General features: G+C 70.0%; 16 protein-coding genes and 1 pseudogene. 12 read left to right on the top strand and 5 right to left on the bottom strand.

Annotated features, from left to right (window positions below; translation table 11 throughout):
• Positions 1–119: 119 nt before the first annotated feature.
• Together AC0ZLC_RS10950 and AC0ZLC_RS10945 are read right to left on the bottom strand one after the other, a co-directional pair.
• Positions 120–257, bottom strand: a pseudogene (locus tag AC0ZLC_RS10950) (organic hydroperoxide resistance protein); the annotation flags it as partial.
• A gap of 67 nt (positions 258–324) precedes the next feature.
• Positions 325–1,347, bottom strand: a complete 1,023-nt coding sequence (locus AC0ZLC_RS10945) for an NADP-dependent oxidoreductase (protein ID WP_476751714.1) — start codon at positions 1,345–1,347, stop codon at positions 325–327.
• Positions 1,348–1,465: 118 nt separating this feature from the next.
• Here AC0ZLC_RS10945 and AC0ZLC_RS10940 point away from each other — a divergent pair, with 118 nt between their 5' ends.
• Entirely contained in the window at positions 1,466–1,897 is a 432-nt protein-coding gene (locus tag AC0ZLC_RS10940) for a MarR family winged helix-turn-helix transcriptional regulator (protein ID WP_358855729.1), read from the top strand.
• Positions 1,898–2,019: 122 nt separating this feature from the next.
• On the opposite strand, the gene AC0ZLC_RS10935 is transcribed toward AC0ZLC_RS10940, so the two are convergent.
• Positions 2,020–2,760, bottom strand: coding sequence for an SCO2400 family protein (locus AC0ZLC_RS10935; protein WP_476751713.1), 741 nt, complete (start codon positions 2,758–2,760; stop codon positions 2,020–2,022).
• A gap of 262 nt (positions 2,761–3,022) precedes the next feature.
• Between AC0ZLC_RS10935 and AC0ZLC_RS10930 the strand changes: the two genes are divergently transcribed.
• From AC0ZLC_RS10930 to AC0ZLC_RS10895, 8 genes are all read left to right on the top strand, one after another.
• Positions 3,023–4,180 (top strand): mandelate racemase/muconate lactonizing enzyme family protein, encoded by a 1,158-nt coding sequence (locus tag AC0ZLC_RS10930; protein WP_476751712.1) that lies wholly within the window; start codon positions 3,023–3,025, stop codon positions 4,178–4,180.
• Positions 4,177–5,181 carry a zinc-dependent alcohol dehydrogenase gene (locus AC0ZLC_RS10925; RefSeq protein WP_476751711.1) on the top strand — a complete coding sequence of 335 codons (1,005 nt, stop codon included), beginning with the start codon at positions 4,177–4,179 and terminating at the stop codon, positions 5,179–5,181. Before AC0ZLC_RS10930 ends, AC0ZLC_RS10925 begins: the two co-directional genes overlap by 4 nt.
• Before the next feature lie 94 nt (positions 5,182–5,275).
• Positions 5,276–6,244, top strand: coding sequence for a hypothetical protein (locus AC0ZLC_RS10920; protein ID WP_476751710.1), 969 nt, complete (start codon positions 5,276–5,278; stop codon positions 6,242–6,244).
• Positions 6,245–6,373: 129 nt separating this feature from the next.
• Positions 6,374–7,486 (top strand): multiple monosaccharide ABC transporter substrate-binding protein, encoded by a 1,113-nt coding sequence (gene chvE / locus AC0ZLC_RS10915; RefSeq protein WP_476751709.1) that lies wholly within the window; start codon positions 6,374–6,376, stop codon positions 7,484–7,486.
• 33 nt (positions 7,487–7,519) lie between these two features.
• Positions 7,520–9,061 carry a multiple monosaccharide ABC transporter ATP-binding protein gene (gene mmsA / locus AC0ZLC_RS10910; RefSeq protein WP_358856008.1) on the top strand — a complete coding sequence of 514 codons (1,542 nt, stop codon included), beginning with the start codon at positions 7,520–7,522 and terminating at the stop codon, positions 9,059–9,061.
• Positions 9,062–9,066: 5 nt separating this feature from the next.
• Positions 9,067–10,311: a multiple monosaccharide ABC transporter permease gene (mmsB, locus tag AC0ZLC_RS10905; protein ID WP_476751708.1), complete on the top strand. Its 1,245-nt coding sequence runs from the start codon at positions 9,067–9,069 to the stop codon at positions 10,309–10,311.
• A 139-nt stretch (positions 10,312–10,450) separates the two neighbouring features.
• Complete coding sequence (locus AC0ZLC_RS10900) at positions 10,451–11,596, top strand: aldose epimerase family protein (protein ID WP_476751707.1); 1,146 nt, start codon at positions 10,451–10,453, stop codon at positions 11,594–11,596.
• 217 nt (positions 11,597–11,813) lie between these two features.
• On the top strand, positions 11,814–13,445 hold the full coding sequence (locus tag AC0ZLC_RS10895; RefSeq protein WP_476751706.1) for a pyridoxal phosphate-dependent aminotransferase: 1,632 nt from the start codon (positions 11,814–11,816) through the stop codon (positions 13,443–13,445).
• Between the two features lie 79 nt (positions 13,446–13,524).
• Here AC0ZLC_RS10895 and AC0ZLC_RS10890 read toward each other — a convergent pair whose 3' ends face one another.
• Entirely contained in the window at positions 13,525–14,502 is a 978-nt protein-coding gene (locus tag AC0ZLC_RS10890; protein WP_476751705.1) for an arabinan endo-1,5-alpha-L-arabinosidase, read from the bottom strand.
• Between the two features lie 223 nt (positions 14,503–14,725).
• Between AC0ZLC_RS10890 and AC0ZLC_RS10885 the strand changes: the two genes are divergently transcribed.
• Entirely contained in the window at positions 14,726–15,481 is a 756-nt protein-coding gene (locus tag AC0ZLC_RS10885; protein ID WP_476751704.1) for an intradiol ring-cleavage dioxygenase, read from the top strand.
• Here the strand turns inward: AC0ZLC_RS10885 and AC0ZLC_RS10880 are convergent.
• Complete coding sequence (locus AC0ZLC_RS10880) at positions 15,456–15,941, bottom strand: ATP-binding protein (RefSeq protein WP_476751703.1); 486 nt, start codon at positions 15,939–15,941, stop codon at positions 15,456–15,458. The two genes, AC0ZLC_RS10885 and AC0ZLC_RS10880, sit on opposite strands and share 26 nt — an antisense overlap.
• Before the next feature lie 130 nt (positions 15,942–16,071).
• Here AC0ZLC_RS10880 and AC0ZLC_RS10875 point away from each other — a divergent pair, with 130 nt between their 5' ends.
• On the top strand, positions 16,072–16,911 hold the full coding sequence (locus AC0ZLC_RS10875; protein WP_476751923.1) for a helix-turn-helix domain-containing protein: 840 nt from the start codon (positions 16,072–16,074) through the stop codon (positions 16,909–16,911).
• Positions 16,908–17,156: a DUF397 domain-containing protein gene (locus AC0ZLC_RS10870; protein WP_476751702.1), complete on the top strand. Its 249-nt coding sequence runs from the start codon at positions 16,908–16,910 to the stop codon at positions 17,154–17,156. Before AC0ZLC_RS10875 ends, AC0ZLC_RS10870 begins: the two co-directional genes overlap by 4 nt.
• Positions 17,157–17,175 lie beyond the last annotated feature (19 nt).

The following is a 17,175-nucleotide window of genomic DNA, read 5'->3' as shown; positions in this document are numbered from 1 at the left end:
CCGAACCTTACCGGGCGCTACGGACGGGCCCGGCGGAACAGGTGTCCTGAAGCGGGGGGCATGACGCGGGCCGCAGCCCCGGTCGGGGGTGCGGCCCGCGTCGTGCGTGACGGGCGCCGTCAGACGAGCGTCACGGTGATGTCGCCCCGGGTGGCCTTCGAGTACGGGCACACCTGGTGGGCCTGCTCCAGAAGCGCCGTGTCCGTGTCCGCGTCCACGTTCGGCAGCGAGGCGGAGATCTCGATGACTTCGGAAAAAAGTTACCGCATGCCGGAAGACGGGCGACAGGTCCCGCACCGCCCGGAGCGCGCGGGCTCCTCCGGCTCAGAGCTTGACGATCATCTTTCCGGTGTTGTCGCCGCGCAGGACGCCGAGGAACGCCTCCAGGTTGTTCTCGATGCCCTCGACGACCGTCTCGCGGTGCTTCAGCTCGCCGGAGCGGACCCAGGCGCCGACCTCCTCGACGAACTGCGGCTGGAGGTCGTAGTGGTCGCCGACGAGGAAGCCCTCGATGCGGCCCCGGGTCTGGATGAGGCGGGCGAGGTTGCGCGGGCCGGGCGCCGGCTCGGTGTTGTTGTAGACCGAGATCATGCCGCAGACGGCGATGCGGCCGTCACGGTTGAGGCGGCCGATCGCGGCCTCCAGGTGGTCGCCGCCGACGTTGTCGAAGTAGACGTCGATGCCGTCCGGGGCGGCCTGGCGCAGCTGCTCGCCGACCGGGCCGCTCTTGTAGTTGAAGGCGGCGTCGAAGCCGTACTCCTCCACCAGCAGCTTGACCTTCTCGTCCGAGCCGGCCGAGCCGATGACGCGCGAGGCGCCCTTCAGCTTCGCGATCTGGCCGACCTGGCTGCCGACGGCACCGGCGGCGCCGGACACGAACACGGAGTCGCCCTCCTTGAAGGAGGCGGTGCGCAGCAGGCCCGCGTACGCGGTCAGGCCGGTCATGCCGAGCACGCCCAGGTACGTGCTCAGCGGGGCGGCCTCCGGGTCGACCTTGACGGCGTGCGCGGCGTCGACGGCGGCGAACTCGCGCCAGCCGAGGAAGTGCAGCACGTGGTCACCGACGGAGATGCCCTCGGCGTTCGAGGCGACGACCTCGCCGACCGCGCCGCCCTGCATGACCTTGCCCAGCTCGAAGGGCGCGACGTACGACTTGGCGTCGCTCATGCGGCCCCGCATGTACGGGTCCACGGAGAGGTACTTGTTGCGCACGAGGACCTGGCCGTCCCGCGGCTGCGGGACCTCGGACTCGACGAGCGAGAAGTCCCCGGGCTCGGGCCAGCCGACCGGGCGGCTGAGGAGGTGCCATTCACGGCTGACGGCGGGGAGCTGGGGCGTGTCGGTCATGGGGCGCCTTTCCTGTACGGCTTGCGGAGCGGCTCTCGCACCACGGATGTTTCATTACCTGAAACAACCATGCTCCTGAATATTTCAGAATGTCAAGTAACCGGGTAGCCTGGAGCGCATGTCCCCGCAGAAGACCCGTCCCGACTCCCTGACGCTCGAGGTCGTCGACCTCATCGGCAGTGTGGTGGCCCGCTATCACGAGGAGTACGAGGAGGCGGCCGCCGAGCACGCGCTCACGGGCGCGCAGGCGCGGCTGCTCGGCCTGCTGACGCTGGAGCCGCTGCCGATGCGGCGGCTGGCCCAGCGGCTGCGGTGCGAGCCATCGAACGTGACGGGGATCGTGGACCGGCTGGAGGCCCGGGGCCTCGTCGAGCGGCGGCCCGACCCGGCGGACCGGCGCGTCAAGCTGGCGGCGCCCACGGAGGAGGGCCGCCGGGTCGCCCGCGGTCTGCGCGACTCCCTCGACTTCGCGCGCGAGCCCCTGGCCGGCCTCTCCGACGAGGAGCGGCTGTCCCTGCGGGACCTGCTCCAGCGCATGCTCGACGCCTGACATCCGCGCGCCGGGGGCGCTCACGGGACGGAGCCGTGCGCCCGGTCGCGGCGCCCTCACACCACGCGCCTCAGTGACGCGGCACGCACCGCGTCAGGGGCGCCATGGCCGGGAAGACCGCGTCAGGAGCACCACCACAGGAAGCGGTCGCACGTCCTGGTGGGGCTCGGTGCCGGGGTGGGTTCCGCCGACGTGGGCTGCGCGGTCGGGGCCGCGGAGGTCTCGGGGGGCGCGGTCACGGCGGGCGTCGAGGGCGAGGTGCCGGTGAGCGGGCCCGTGGACGCCGACCGCTCCGGCTCGTCCTGCGCCTTCTCCTTCTCCTTCTCCTTGTCCGCGTCCTTCTTCTCGTCCCCGGCGGACTCGGAGGCCGAGGGGGACGCGGAGTCGTCCGGCGAACCGGAGGGACGGGCACCGTCCCCGCCCCCCGTGCCGCCGCCCGGCGCGGAGGTCTCCTCGATGGACTTCGAGCCGCCGTCGGCCGTCTCGTCGCCGGCCGCCGCGGCGCTCGGCGCGGAGCCCGGGACCTCTATGCCGAGTTCGGCGAGGCTCAGCCCGCCGGCCGCGAGCAGCAGTCCGGCGCCCGCCAGCAGGGCCGTGCGCCGCCTGCGCCGGTGCGCCGCGGCCCTGCGGTCGCGCCGGCCCGCCCGCTCCGCGCTTACGCCGCGCTCCCTGGCGCCGCGTCCCTGCCGGCGGGCGGCGGCGCGGCCGGGACGCTCGGCGGCGTCCCCGTAGGGCTCAGCGGTGGCGTCCGTCGCCGCGGGCCCCTCGGGTGCGTGCGCCCGGCACGCTTCGGCGGGGGTGCCGCACCCCGGGCAGGCGAGGGCGCCGTTGAGGTGCCTGCGGCACGGCTGGCAGTAGTCCATGACGCCGGAAGACTAGGTTCCTCTCTGGTCACGTTCATAGTCCCAGTCGTGAAAGTTGTGTGGGGAACCCCGGATTCCGGCCCCCGGACCAGGGCCGTGCGGTGTCGCGGGCGGCACGAGCGCGGCATACCGCCGAAATACGTCGTCGCGGGTTGCGTTCGACCCATTGACACCCCCGGGGCCGCGTCCTTACTGTCACGCCAAGATTTCGAACGTGTGACGAAATTTCGAACAGAGCCGAGAGCACAAGGGAGTAAATGCCGTGCGCATCACGGGAATCAGCACGCACGTGGTCGGGACGCCGTGGCGGAATCTGACCTACGTCCAGGTGCACACCGACGAAGGACTCACGGGAGTCGGCGAGACCCGGATGCTGGGGCACACCGACGCGCTGCTCGGCTACCTGCGGGAGGCCGAGGTCAACCACATCCTCGGTTCCGACCCGTTCGCCATCGAGGACCTCGTGCGCCGCATGAAGTTCGGCGACTACGGGCGGGCCGGCGAGATCGTGATGTCCGGCATCGCGGTGATCGAGATGGCCTGCTGGGACATCAAGGGCAAGGCGCTCGGCGTGCCGGTTTGGCAGCTGCTGGGCGGCAAGGTCACCGACAGGGTGAAGGCGTACGCCAACGGCTGGTACACCACCGAGCGCACCCCGGAGGCGTACCACAAGGCCGCGCAGGAGGTCATGGCGCGCGGCTACCGGGCGCTGAAGATCGACCCGTTCGGGACCGGCCACTTCGAACTCGACCACGAGCAGAGCCTGTACGCGGTCTCGCTCATCGAGGCCGTACGCGACGCGATCGGCCCGGACGCCGAGCTGATGCTGGAGATGCACGGCCGCTTCTCCCCCGCCACCGCCGTCCGCCTGGCCCGCGACCTCGCGCCCTTCAAGCCGGCCTGGCTGGAGGAGCCGGTCCCGCCGGAGAACCTGAAGGCGCTGGAGAAGGTGGCCGCCAAGGTCGACATCCCGGTGGCCACGGGTGAGCGCATCCACGACCGCATCGAGTTCCGCGAGCTCTTCGAGAGCCAGGCCGTCGACATCATCCAGCCCGACGTCGGCCACATCGGCGGCATCTGGGAGACCCGGAAGCTGGCGGCGACCGCCGAGACCCACTACATGCTGGTCGCCCCGCACAACGTGGGCGGTCCGGTGCTGACCGCCGCGAGCCTCCAGGTCGGCTTCACCTCGCCGAACTTCAAGATCCTGGAGCACTTCAACGACTTCGCGGACGCGGAGATCAAGAAGGTCGTGAAGGGGGCACCGCAGGTCGTCGACGGCTACTTCGAGCTGTCCCACGCGCCCGGTCTCGGCGTCGAGCTGGACGTGGACGCGGCGGCGGAGTTCCCGCAGCAGCAGGCCCGGTTCGACCTGTGGGCGGAAGGCTGGGAGCAGCGCAGGCCCAAGGGGACGCAGTGAGCGGCGCGGTCGTCGTCGACGCGCCGGGCGAGCACCGGCTGACCGCGCACGAACCGGTGCGCCCGGCGTCGGGTGAGGCGCTCGTCCGCGTCCACGCGGTCGGCATCTGCGGCAGCGACCGCGAGGTCTACCAGGGCAACCGGCCCGAGGGTTACGTCCGTTACCCCCTCACGCCGGGCCACGAGTGGTCCGGGACCGTGGAGGCGGTCGGGACGGGCGTCCCGCCGGAGCTCGTCGGCCGCAAGGTGGTCGGCGAGGGCTTCCGCAACTGCCAGGTGTGCGACCGCTGTCACGCGGGCGAGACCACCCTGTGCACGGCGGGCTACGAGGAGACCGGCTTCACCCAGCCCGGCGCGATGGCGTCGACGCTGACCCTCCCGGCCCGGCTGCTCCACGTCCTGCCCGAGGACGCCGACCTGACGGCCGCCGCGCTCCTGGAGCCGGCCGCCTGCATCGCGGCGGCGGCGCTGAAGGCGAACGCGCGGCCCGGCGAGCGGGTGGCCGTGGTGGGCACCGGCACCCTCGGGATGTTCGCCGTGCAGTTCCTGCACGCGGGTTCGCCCGCGGAGCTGCTCGTGGTCGGCACCCGGCGGGACCGCGAGGGGCTGTCGCGGGACTTCGGCGCCACCGGCTTCCGCACCCGGGACGAGGAACTGCCCGGCGACTTCGACGTCGTGATCGAGACCGCCGGGTCGGCGTCCGCCGCGCGCACCGCCGCCTCCCTGCTGCGGCGCGGCGGACGCCTGGTCCTCACCGGCATCCCGGCCCCGGGCGCCGAGGGCCTCGACCCCACCGATCTCGTCGTACGGCAGCTGGAGGTGCACACCGTGTTCGGGGCGCCGCCGGACGCCTGGGCGCACACGGTGCGGGTCTTCGGCGCCGGACTGCTCGACCCGCTGCCCCTGGTCACGCACGAGCTGCCGCTCGCCGAGTTCCCCCGGGCCATCGAGCTGGTGGGCTCCGGCGACCCGGCGGTCGGCAAGGTCCTGCTGCGTCCCTGAGCCGTACGCCGGTACGAAAGACCCTGACGCTTCGTACCGGCGTACACCCCATGCCACGAACTTCGTCCGAGATATCGAACATGAAGGACAGCTTGTGACCGACGCTCCCCCTCCGGCGCCCCGTCGACCCGGCGAGCAGGCACTCGCCGCGCTCGGCATGGCCGCGCCCGCGCTCTCCCCCGCCGACGCCTCGCCGCACACCTTTCCGGGCGGCGGCCGCTGGCGCACCGAGGTTCCCTCCGTCGAAGGGCCCGAGGCGCTCGCGGTGGTCCTCAAGGAGTCCTCGCGGCTCGACGTGCCGATCCACCGGATCAGCCAGGGCAGCGGCGTGTGGATGCTGACCGACGCCGAGATCACCGAGATGGTCGAGTCCACCGGTGAACGCGACATCGAACTGTGCCTGTTCACCGGCCCGCGCGGCACCTGGGACATCGGGGGCTCCGTGCGCACGGACTCCCGCGGCGGCGGGCTGCGCGCCCGGGGGCACGACGCGGTGGCCGGCTGCGTCGAGGACGCCGTCCGGGCGACGGAGCTGGGCGTCAAGTGCCTGCTCGTGGCCGACGAGGGTGTGCTGTGGACGCTGCACCGGGCCCGCGAGGCCGGCCTCGTCCCGGCGGACACCACCCTGAAGGTCTCGGCGCTGATCGGCCCGGTCAACCCGGCCGCGTACGCCGTGTACGAGCAGCTCGGCGCGGACTCCGTCAATGTGCCCAGCGACCTGACGCTCGACCACCTCACCGAGATCCGCCGGGTGTCCGCCGCCCCGATGGACATGTACATAGAGGCCCCGGACGATCTCGGCGGCTATGTGCGCATGTACGAGGTCGCCGAGCTGATCCGGCGCGGCGCCCCGCTCTACCTCAAGTTCGGCCTGTCCAAGGCCCCGGCGATCTACCCCTACGGCGCCCACCTGCGGGACGTGACGCTGGACACCGCCCGGGAGCGGGTGCGGCGCGGCCGGCTGGCCCTGGACCTGCTCGCGCGACACGGCGCGGACGGCGACATGGCGCCGCTCGGGTCCCGGCTGCCCGGCTCGCTCAGGCGGTTCGCAACTCCGTCGTAACGTTCTGAACTCAGCCCTTCACAAAAGACCACGCAGCCGCACACAATCCCACACACCTCGTCTCGGTCCCTCCTCACACCGCCCAGTACCGCCCGACCGAGCCCCGCCCGGACATCAAGGAAGATGATCATGCGTAATCGCAGAGCAGTGCTCGCCTCCGTAGCCACCGCCGCCTCCCTCGCCCTCACCCTCTCGGCCTGCGGGCAGGACAGCGAGGGCGGCGGCGAGTCCAAGGACAAGAGCGCCAAGGGCTCCACCGTCGGCATCGCGATGCCGACGAAGTCCTCCGAGCGGTGGATAGCCGACGGCGCGAACGTCGAGAAGAACCTGAAGTCGGCCGGCTACAAGACGAAGCTGGTCTACGGCGAGGACGACCCCGACACCCAGGTCTCGCAGATCGAGAACATGATCACGCAGGGCGTCTCGGCCCTGATCGTCGCGGCGATCGACAACAAGTCGCTGGACAACGTGCTCCAGCAGGCGGCCGACGCGGACATCCCGGTGATCTCCTACGACCGCCTCATCCTCGGCACCAAGAACGTCGACTACTACGCCTCGTTCGACAACGAGAAGGTCGGCGAGCTCCAGGGCGGCTACATCGTCGACAAGCTGGGTCTGAAGGACGGCAGCAAGAAGGGCCCGTTCAACGTCGAGCTGTTCGCGGGCTCGAACGACGACAACAACACCAAGTACTTCTTCCAGGGCGCCATGAACGCCCTCCAGCCGTACATCGACAAGAAGCAGCTGGTCGTCAAGTCCGGCCAGACGAAGCTCAACCAGGTCACCACGCTGCGCTGGGACGGCGGCACCGCGCAGAAGCGCATGGACGACCTGCTGACCTCGGCGTACAAGAACGGCCGCGTGGACGCGGTGCTCTCGCCCTACGACGGCATCTCGATCGGCATCCTGTCCGCGCTCAAGTCGGACGACTACGGCAGCAAGAGCAAGCCGCTGCCGATCGTCACGGGCCAGGACGCCGAGGTCGCCTCGGTGAAGTCGATCATCGCCGGTGAGCAGACGCAGACCGTCTACAAGGACACCCGCAAGCTCGCCGAGGTCGCCGCGCAGATGGTGGACGCGGTGCTCAACGACAAGAAGCCCGAGGTCAACGACACCAAGACGTACGACAACGGCGCGAAGGTCGTGCCTGCCTACCTCCTCGACCCGGTGAACGTCGACAAGTCCAACTACAAGGAGACCGTCGTTGACTCCGGCTACATCAAGGAAAGCGACCTCAACTAACCGCCGCGTACTCAAGGATTGGTAGGCACGACCATGGCGGGACCCGTCCTGGAAATGCGCTCGATCGTCAAGACCTTTCCCGGCGTCAAGGCGCTGTCGGACGTCTCTCTGAGCGTCCGCCCGGGCGAGGTCCACGCCATCTGCGGAGAGAACGGCGCCGGCAAGTCGACCCTGATGAAGGTCCTCTCCGGTGTCCACCCGCACGGGACCTACGACGGGGAGGTCCTCTTCGAAGGGGAGACCTGCCGGTTCAAGGACATCCGGGCGAGCGAGCAGCAGGGCATCGTGATCATCCACCAGGAGCTTGCGCTGGTGCCGTATCTCTCCATCGCGGAGAACATCTTCCTCGGCAACGAACACGCCACGCGCGGGTTCATCAGCTGGAGCGAGACGCTGAAGCACGCGAGTGAACTGCTGCGGCGGGTCGGGCTGGCCGAACACCCCGACACTCGCGTCGCCGACATCGGTGTGGGCAAGCAGCAGCTCGTCGAGATCGCCAAGGCGCTCTCCAAGAAGGTGAAGCTGCTGATCCTCGACGAGCCGACGGCGGCTCTGAACGACGAGGACAGCGGCAAGCTGCTCGACCTCATCCTGGGTCTCAAGGACGAGGGCATCACCTCGATCATCATTTCGCACAAGCTCAACGAGATCGAGCGGGTCGCGGACTCGGTGACGATCCTGCGCGACGGGCGGTCCATCGAGACGCTCGACGTGAAGGCGCCGGAGACCACCGAGGACCGGATCATCAGCGGCATGGTCGGCCGCGACCTCGACCACCGCTTCCCGGAGCGCACCCCGCACCGGCCCGAGGCGGGCGCGGCGCCGGCCCTGGAGATCCGCAACTGGACCGTGCACCACCCGATCGACCAGCAGCGCAAGGTGGTCGACGACGTGTCGATCTCCGTGCGGCGCGGGGAGATCGTCGGGATCGCGGGTCTGATGGGCGCCGGGCGCACCGAGCTTGCGATGAGTGTCTTCGGGCGCACCTACGGCCGGTACGCGGGCGGCACGGTCCTCAAGGACGGCGCGGAGATCCGTACGAAGAGCGTGCCCGAGGCGGTGAAGCACGGGATCGCGTACGTGACCGAGGACCGCAAGCACTACGGCCTCAACCTCATCGACACGATCAACCGCAACATCTCGCTCAGCGCCCTCGGGAAGGTCTCCCGGCGCGGGATCGTGGACGAGCACGAGGAGCGTCAGGTCTCCGAGGGCTTCCGCAAGTCCATGAACATCAAGGCGCCCACCGTCTTCGAACCGGTGGGCAAGCTGTCGGGCGGCAACCAGCAGAAGGTCGTCCTCAGCAAGTGGATCTTCGCGGGCCCGGACGTGCTGATCCTCGACGAGCCGACCCGCGGGATCGACGTGGGCGCCAAGTTCGAGATCTACACGGTCATCGACAAGCTGGCCGCCGAGGGCAAGGCGGTCGTCTTCATCTCATCCGAGCTGCCGGAGCTGCTCGGCATGTGCGACCGCATCTACACGATGGCGGCGGGCCGGCTGACCGGTGAGGTGTCGCGGGCCGAGGCCACGCAGGAAGTGCTGATGCGCCAGATGACGAAGGACAAGAGGTAAGAGGGATGAGCACGAATGTGACCGCCAAGAGCCCCGCGCCGGCTCCCGCCGGCAAGGGCGGACCGGCGGAGGGCGACGGCCTGCTGCAGCTGATCATGGACGGCATGCGCCGCAACATGCGGCAGTACGGGATGCTGATCGCTCTCGGACTGATCGTCGTCCTGTTCGCGGTGTGGACCGACGGAGACCTGCTGCTGCCGCGCAACGTCTCCAACCTGGTCCTGCAGAACAGCTACATCCTGATCCTCGCGATCGGCATGATGCTCGTCATCATCGCCGGCCACATCGACCTGTCGGTCGGCTCGCTCACGGCGTTCGTGGGCGCGGTGGCGGCGGTGCTGATGGTCGAGCACGACGTGGCCTGGCCGATCGCCGTGGTGCTGTGCCTGGCGCTGGGCGCGGTCGCCGGGGCGGTGCAAGGGTTCTTCATCGCGTATCTCGGCATACCGTCGTTCATCGTCACCCTCGCCGGGATGCTGCTGTTCCGCGGTCTGACGGAGATCTTCCTGGAGGGCCAGACGCTCGGCCCGTTCCCCGACGGCCTCCAGAAGGTCGCCAACGGCTTCCTGCCCGAGGTCGGCCCGGACACCAACTACCACAACCTCACGCTGCTGCTCGGCTTCGCCGTGATCGCCTTCGTGGTGATCCAGGAGGTCCGTGACCGCAGGCGGCAGCAGGAGTTCGCGCTCGACGTGCCGCCCGCCAAGCTCTTCCTGCTGAAGCTCGTCGCGCTGGTCGCGGCGGTCCTCACGGTCACGATGATGCTGGCCAGCTACAAGGGCGCCCCCGTGGTGCTGATCATCCTCGGCGTCCTCGTCGTCGGCTTCGGCTACGTGATGCGCAACGCCGTCATCGGACGCCACGTGTACGCCATCGGTGGCAACCTTCCCGCGGCCAAGCTGTCCGGTGTGCGGGACAAGAAGGTGACCTTCCTGGTCTTCCTCAACATGGGCATGCTCGCGGCCCTGGCGGGCCTGGTCTTCGCGGCCCGCTTCAACGCGGCCTCTCCCAAGGCGGGCGTGAACTTCGAACTCGAAGCGATCGCCGCGTCGTTCATCGGCGGTGCGTCGATGAGCGGCGGTGTGGGCACGGTCCTCGGCGCGATCATCGGTGGCGTCGTCCTGGGCGTGCTGAACAACGGCATGAACCTCGTCGGCGTCGGCAGCGACTGGCAGCAGGTCATCAAGGGCCTGGTCCTGCTGGCCGCGGTCGGCTTCGACGTGTGGAACAAGCGCAAGGTCGGTTCGTAAGCAGGCGAGGGAGCCGAAGGGGCGTGTCGGTGCCGGGACGGCGAACGCGCGGAGGCCCGCGGGGCCGAGCACGATCGTCGGCCGGCACCGGCCGGGGCGCCCCGGAGGCGAACCGAGCCGCAACCAGAGGGAGCCGCACATGGAAGCAAGCAGACGCACCGTCATCACGGCGGCCGCCGCCGCGGGACTCACCGCCGCCACGGCCGGCACGGCCCACGGCGCGGCCGGCCGGAAGCCGGTGAAGGAACTCTTCGGCAAGCTCGCCGACGGCACGAAGGTCCACCGCTGGTCGCTGGAGAACGGCGGCACGCGGCTGAAGGTCCTGTCGTACGGCGGCATCGTCCAGTCCCTGGAGATCCCCGACCGGCACGGCCGCTACAAGAACGTGTCCCTCGGCTTCGACAACATCGAGGACTACGTCGCCTCCAGCCCGTACTTCGGCGCGCTCATCGGCCGTTACGGCAACCGCATAGCCAAGGGCAGGTTCACGCTCGACGGCAAGGCGTACCAGCTGTCCGTAAACGACGGTGAGAACAGCCTGCACGGCGGGGCCAAGGGTTTCGACAAGCGGGTCTGGGACGTCGAGGGTTTCACCTCCGGCTCCGACGTGGGACTGGTGCTGCACCACACGAGCGCCGACGGCGAGATGGGCTATCCCGGCACGCTCCGCGTCAAGGTCACCTACACCCTGACCCGGCACGGCGACTGGCGGATCGACTACGCGGCCACCACCGACAAGGCCACCGTCGTCAACCTCACCAACCACGTGTACTGGAACCTGGCGGGCGAGGGCAGCGGCCCGGTCTACGACCACGAGCTGAGCATCGCCGCCTCCCGCTACACCCCCGTCGACTCGGGTCTGATCCCCACCGGCGAGCTGGCGAAGGTCGCCGGCACCCCCTTCGACTTCCGCAGGACCAAGACCGTCGGCGAGGACATCCGGGAGGCCGACCAGCAGCTGCTGTACGGCAAGGGCATCGACCACAACTGGGTGCTGGACAAGGGCAGCACGGCCAGGCCCGTGCAGGTCGCCGCCCTGCGGGACCCGTCCTCCGGCCGCACCCTGAAGATCGCTACGACGGAGCCGGGGCTCCAGTTCTACTCCGGCAACTTCCTGGACGGCACGCTCGTCGGCACCGGTGGCCGCATCTACCGGCAGGGCGACGCGCTGTGCCTGGAGACGCAGCACTTCCCGGACTCGCCGAACCAGCCGTCGTTCCCGTCCACGGTGCTGCGGCCCGGTCAGACGTACCGGACGACGACGGTGCACTCGTTCGGGGCCTGACGGTCCGCGGAACGCACCGCACCACGACGGCTGTCGGGCACCTGATGTCTCCTGGGGCCCTTCGGTTGCCCCGGGTGCCGGACCCTCACCGAACACACACGAGTTGAACAGCGCCACCTCCGTGTCCGTATGAGAGGGCGGCCCGTGCTCCCCCGCACGGGCCGCCCAAGACGGCGGGCCGGACCTCCCCACCGGGCCCGCCCCCTACGGAGGTTCCATGGCCGACAACGTCACCTCGCTGTTCCGCAGCACGGCGGCGCACAGCCCCTCGATGGCAGCGCTGACGCGTGAGGGCGACGGGGCCGGCCCGGTGGACTTCTGCATCCCGTGCAACCCGTACTTCCCCACACCGGCCATGTTCGACGAGCTGGCCGGGCGGCTGCGCGAGATCATCACGTACTACCCGAGCAGCGCGGACACCATCACGGCCGAGCTGTGCAGCCTGCTCCGGCTGCCGCCGCAGTGCGTGGCGATGGGCAACGGCTCGACGGAGCTCATCACCTGGATCGACCATCTGCTGGTACGGGAGTCGCTCGCCATTCCCGTCCCCACCTTCGGCCGGTGGACCGACCAGCCGATGGAGACCGGCAAGCGCGTTGACATGTTCCCGCTCCAGGAGTCCAGCGGCTTCGCCCTCGACCTCGCCCAGTACGCGGAGTTCATCCGCGCCCGCGGCTCGCGCGTCGCCGTCATCTGCAACCCGAACAATCCCGACGGCGGCTTCCTGCCGCGTCATTCGGTCGTGCAGTTCATGGACGCGATGGCCGACCTGGATCTGGTCATCATCGACGAGTCGTTCCTGGAGTTCGCGGACGCCGAGTCCGAGCCCAGCGTGGTCGAGGACGCCGTGATGCGGCCCAACGTCATCGTGCTGCGCAGCCTCGGCAAGAACTTCGGCCTGCACGGCATCCGCTTCGGTTACCTGGTCGCGAACCCGGCGCTCGCCGGCAAAATCCGCACCATGCTGCCCAAGTGGAACCTGAACTCCTTCGCGGAGACGGTGGTGTTCATGCTCAAGGAGCACGGCGCCGAGTACCTGGAGAGCCTGCACATGGTCCGCCGGGACCGGCTCGACATGGCCCGCCACCTCTCCGCCCTGCCCGGCCTGACGGTCTACCCGTCGCAGGGCAACTTCCTCTTCGTGCGGCTGCCGGTGGGCGCGGAGGGCACCGTGGTCCGGGACCGGCTGCTCACCGAGCACCGCATCCTGGTCCGCGAGTGCGGCAACAAGATCGGCTCGTCCAGCCGCTTCCTGCGGCTCGTGGTGCGCCCCCAGGTGGACGTGCGTCGCCTGGTGTCCGGCCTGGAACAGGTGCTCTACGGGACCAGGAGGGGAGCCGCCGTGCCCGAGCAGGGCATCAGCTACAGCTCGGGCACGGCGGCGGTGGACCGGCTGGTCGGCGCCACGAACGGGGCGGGTACGCAGGGGCTGGCGGCGCAGGCCGACGCCTGGCCCGGACAGGTTCCCGGCGCCATGCCGGGCCTCGCACCGGCCCCGGCCCCGGCCGCGGTGATGCCGGCCCCGGCAGCAGCGGCGATGCCCGCGATGGCACCGGCGCCCGCCGGGGGCCTGACGGCCGTCGCCCAGACCGGCATGCCCGGCCTGGCCGCCGCCGCACAGGCCCCGCAGTACAGCGGCGCGGACACCTCGTACGGCGGCGCGGACACCTCCTACGGGGGCGCGGACACCTCCTACGGGGGCAGGGCGACGGGGCTTGGCGCCGCGGGAGGACTCACCGCCGCCCAGGTCAGGGGCTACACCCAGCCGCCGCCTGCGCAGCAGCCGCAGGCCCAGCCCCAGCCCGCCGGCTGGCCGGCGGCCGGCCCCGTGTACAACCAGGTCGGATAGCGACGGGGCGGAGGGCGACCACTGCCGTACGTCGGCGGTGTCGGCCGTGGAGCAGTCGGCGACCTTGCCGCCGGCCTGGTCAGTGGGCGACGGGCCATCCGCTGCTCCAGTTCAGGAGGTTGACGCCGAGCTTGGGCGTCCCGTTGTCGTTGCCGTCGTAGTAGTGGTAGACGATCAGGTCGCCGTCCGAGTCCGCCATGACCGACTGGCCGCCGGGGCCGATGTACCGGCCGTGCGACTCCAGGACGGGGGTGCCGCCGTTGTTCGTCAGGGCGACGCCGTTCTTGTCGTAGTAGGGACCCGTGACACTGGTGGCCCGGCCGACCTTGACCTTGTACGTGGAGCTGGTGCCGTTGCAGCACGTGTCGTACGAGGCGAACAGGTAGTAGTAGCCGTTGCGTTTGACGACGAAGGGCGCCTCGACGGCCTTCGTGCCGGTGGGGCGGGACGCGATCGGGTAGCGGGTCGTGCTCCCGGCGAGCTGCTTGCCGGTCGCCGGGTCGATCCGGATCATCTTGAGGCCGGTCCACCAACTGCCGAACGACAGCCACCACTTGCCGTCGTCGTCGACGAAGAGGTTCGGGTCGATGGCGTTGTAGTCGCTGGAGTTGGTGGAGGTGTAGACGGTCCCGTAGTCGGTCCAGGAACCCGGCAGCCCGGTCGTCGAGGCGGCGAGGCCGATGGCCGACCTGTTCGACCCGAAGGTCGAGACGGCGTAGTACATCAGGTACTTGCCGCCGTGGTAGGAGATGTCGGGCGCCCACGCCTCGGTGGCGTAGGACGACCACCAGCCGGGTCTGGTGGTGAAGGCATCCGATCCCGAGCTGAACGCGACGCGGTCGGTGGAGCTCCGGAAGCCCAGCCCGCCTCCGGTGGCGTAGAGCAGGTAGCGACCGGCGGAGGTGCGGACCATCGTCGGGTCGTGCACGACGACACTGCCGGTGACCGTGCCGGGGTTGGGGTAGGCCGAGGCCGTACTCGGGACGAGGGCGAGCAGGACCGCGGCGGGGAGGGAGAGGAGTGCGGTCCTGCGGGAGGTGCGGGAGGTGCGGCTCACGCTGACGCTCCTTCGGATGGGGGACACGGCTGCCCGTTCGTTATTTCGAACGACGGTCGTGGCTTCGGACGGAACGTAGAATCGAACCCTTTGCGCGTCAATGGTTCACGCAACAACCAGCGCGGACGCCCCCGGTCCACTTGTCCTGCAACGGACTTGACGCCCTGTCACTTTGCCGAACCGACAGCCGATGGACAGCTTCCGCTTCTATGGTGCCGTGTTCATGACAGACACCTCGAACACCAGCCCCATCGGGCGCCGGACCGTACTGATCGCCACCGGCGCCACGGCCGCCGCCCTGACCGTGGGTGCCGCCTCGCCCGAAGCCCCCACGGCCGACGCGGCTCCCGCGGCCGCCGCGGCCGTCTGCACCCTCACGAAGGAGATGACCGAAGGCCCCTACTACCTCGACGGACAGCTCGTCCGCGCCGACGTCACCGAGGGCAAGGCGGGCGCCCCGCTCAAGCTGGCGCTCACCGTCGTCGACGACGACACCTGCGTCCCGCTCGGCAACGCGCTCGTCGAGATCTGGCACAGCGACGCCCTCGGCGAGTATTCCGGTTTCGTCGGCAACAACGGCCACAACGAACCGGACGACGGCACCTTCCTGCGCGGCGGCGTACTGACGAACTCCGCCGGCGTCGCGAACATCACCACGATCTACCCCGGCTGGTACCGGGGCCGCTGCGTGCACATCCACGTCAAGGTGCACACGAACGTCACGCTCACCTCGGACGGCTCGTTCACCGGCGGCCAGGAACTCCACACCGGTCAGCTGTTCTTCAGCGAGACGACCACCGCGAAGGTCGCCAGGGTCTCGCCGTACTCGACCAACACGGTCACCCGCACCACCCTCGCCCAGGACTCCATCTACGACGACGGAGGGGCCTCGTCCGGCCTCCTGACCCTCACCGCCCTGGGCAGCTCCGCCTCCGCCGGCTACACCGGCAAGCTCACGCTGGGCGTCGAGCGGAGCTGACGCGCCGCCCGCCGCCCGGCAGGTCGACCTCGGCCCGTACCGTCTTGCCGGGCGGCGGTTCCCGGTCCACCACCTCCCACCGGTCGGCGAGCGCGCCGACGAGCAGCAGACCGCGCCCCGCCTCGTCGAGCGGCCCCGGTGCCCGTACGTCGCCGGGGGCGGGCGGACGCGGGCCCGTACACGAGTCGGTGACCTCGACGCGGACGCTGCCGGGGACGAGCGAGAGGCGCAGCTCGAAGTCCCGGCCCGGCACGCGTCCGTGCGTCACCGCGTTGGCGGCCAGCTCCGCGACGATCACGGCCACGGCGTCGGAGGTGTCGCCGCCGTACGGGACACCCCAGGCATGGAGTTGGTTCAGGGCGAGACACCTGGCCAGCCGGGCACCCCGGGGCGTGGCGCTGAGCCGCTGGGTGAACGTACGTACGGTGACCGGGCCTGGGCGCGTGGGCGGTGCGTTCATGCGCCCAATCTGGCGCGCCCGGGGCCCACTTCACCAGGTCCGCGCCGCGTACGCCGCGCGAGCGTACGCGGTCACGGGCTGGACAGTACCGGTGACTGCCCGTGACCATGGGCGCGGGAGGTGACCGGTGGTGGTCGATGGAGCGGTGGGTGCGGGCGGGAGCGAGCCGGAGTCGTCCGACAGTCTGCGGACGTTCGGAGCGGTCGTCCAGGCGTTGCGCGAGCATGCGGGACTGAGCCGGGAGGAGTTCGCGGACCTGGTCCGGTTCTCCAAACACACGGTGGCGTCGGTGGAGTTGGGCCGCCGGATGCCGGACCCGGCGCTGGTCGACCGCGCGGAGGCGGTACTGGGCAACACGGGCGCGTTACGGAAGGCGGCGGGGCACCTGGCACGCCAACCGGGACTGGCGGCGTGGTTCCGGCAGTGGGCGCGGATGGAAGCGGCGGCGATCGCGCTGTGCACCTACGAGTGCCGGATGATTCCGGGGTTGCTTCAGACGGAAGCCTACGCGCGGCAACTCTTCGCCGACGAGTTACCGGCGCTGGACGACCAGCAGATCGAGGCGCAGTGGGTGGCGCGGGCCGATCGTCAACTGCTGCTGCGCAACCGCCCGAACACCGGTTTCAGCTTCATTATCGAGGAGCACATGTTCCTTCGGCACACAGGCGGCACAGCAGTGACGCGAGCGCTCATCGATCACGTAGTGGAGATCTCCGAGCTGCGGAACGTCGAGATCCAGCTCATGCCACTGGCGCGGGAGTCGCATGCCGGGCTGCACGGCCCCATGCAGTTGCTGGAAACCCCGGACAACAGGTGGTTCGCCTATACCGAGGCCCCGGAAAGCGGCCAGTTGCTCTCCGACCGGAAGATCGTCAGCGTCCTCCAAAAGCGGTATGCCAGGATGCGTTCGCAAGCTCTCACCTTCGAAGACTCGGTGAGCCTGTTGCAGCGGATGCGAGGAGCCTTATGAGCACCAGCGAACTGACCTGGTTCAAGTCCAGCTACAGCAGCAGTGGTTCGGGGGACTGCGTCGAGATCGCCATCGCATGGCGCAAGTCGACGTACAGCAGCAGCGGCGACGGCGACTGCGTAGAGGTCGCCCTCACCCCCGCCACCATCCACGTCCGTGACTCCAAGGACCCGCAGGGGGCCCGGCTCGCGCTCTCCCCGGCCGCCTGGGCCGCGTTCATGTCGCGGCCGGCGGAGTCCGCCTGACGGTGGCGGGCTCCGCCGG

The organism is Streptomyces sp. GLSS-08 (genome assembly GCF_056387915.1).
The sequence above is the reverse complement of the archived record's forward strand: the minus strand, read 5'-3'. Positions and strand labels throughout refer to the sequence as shown.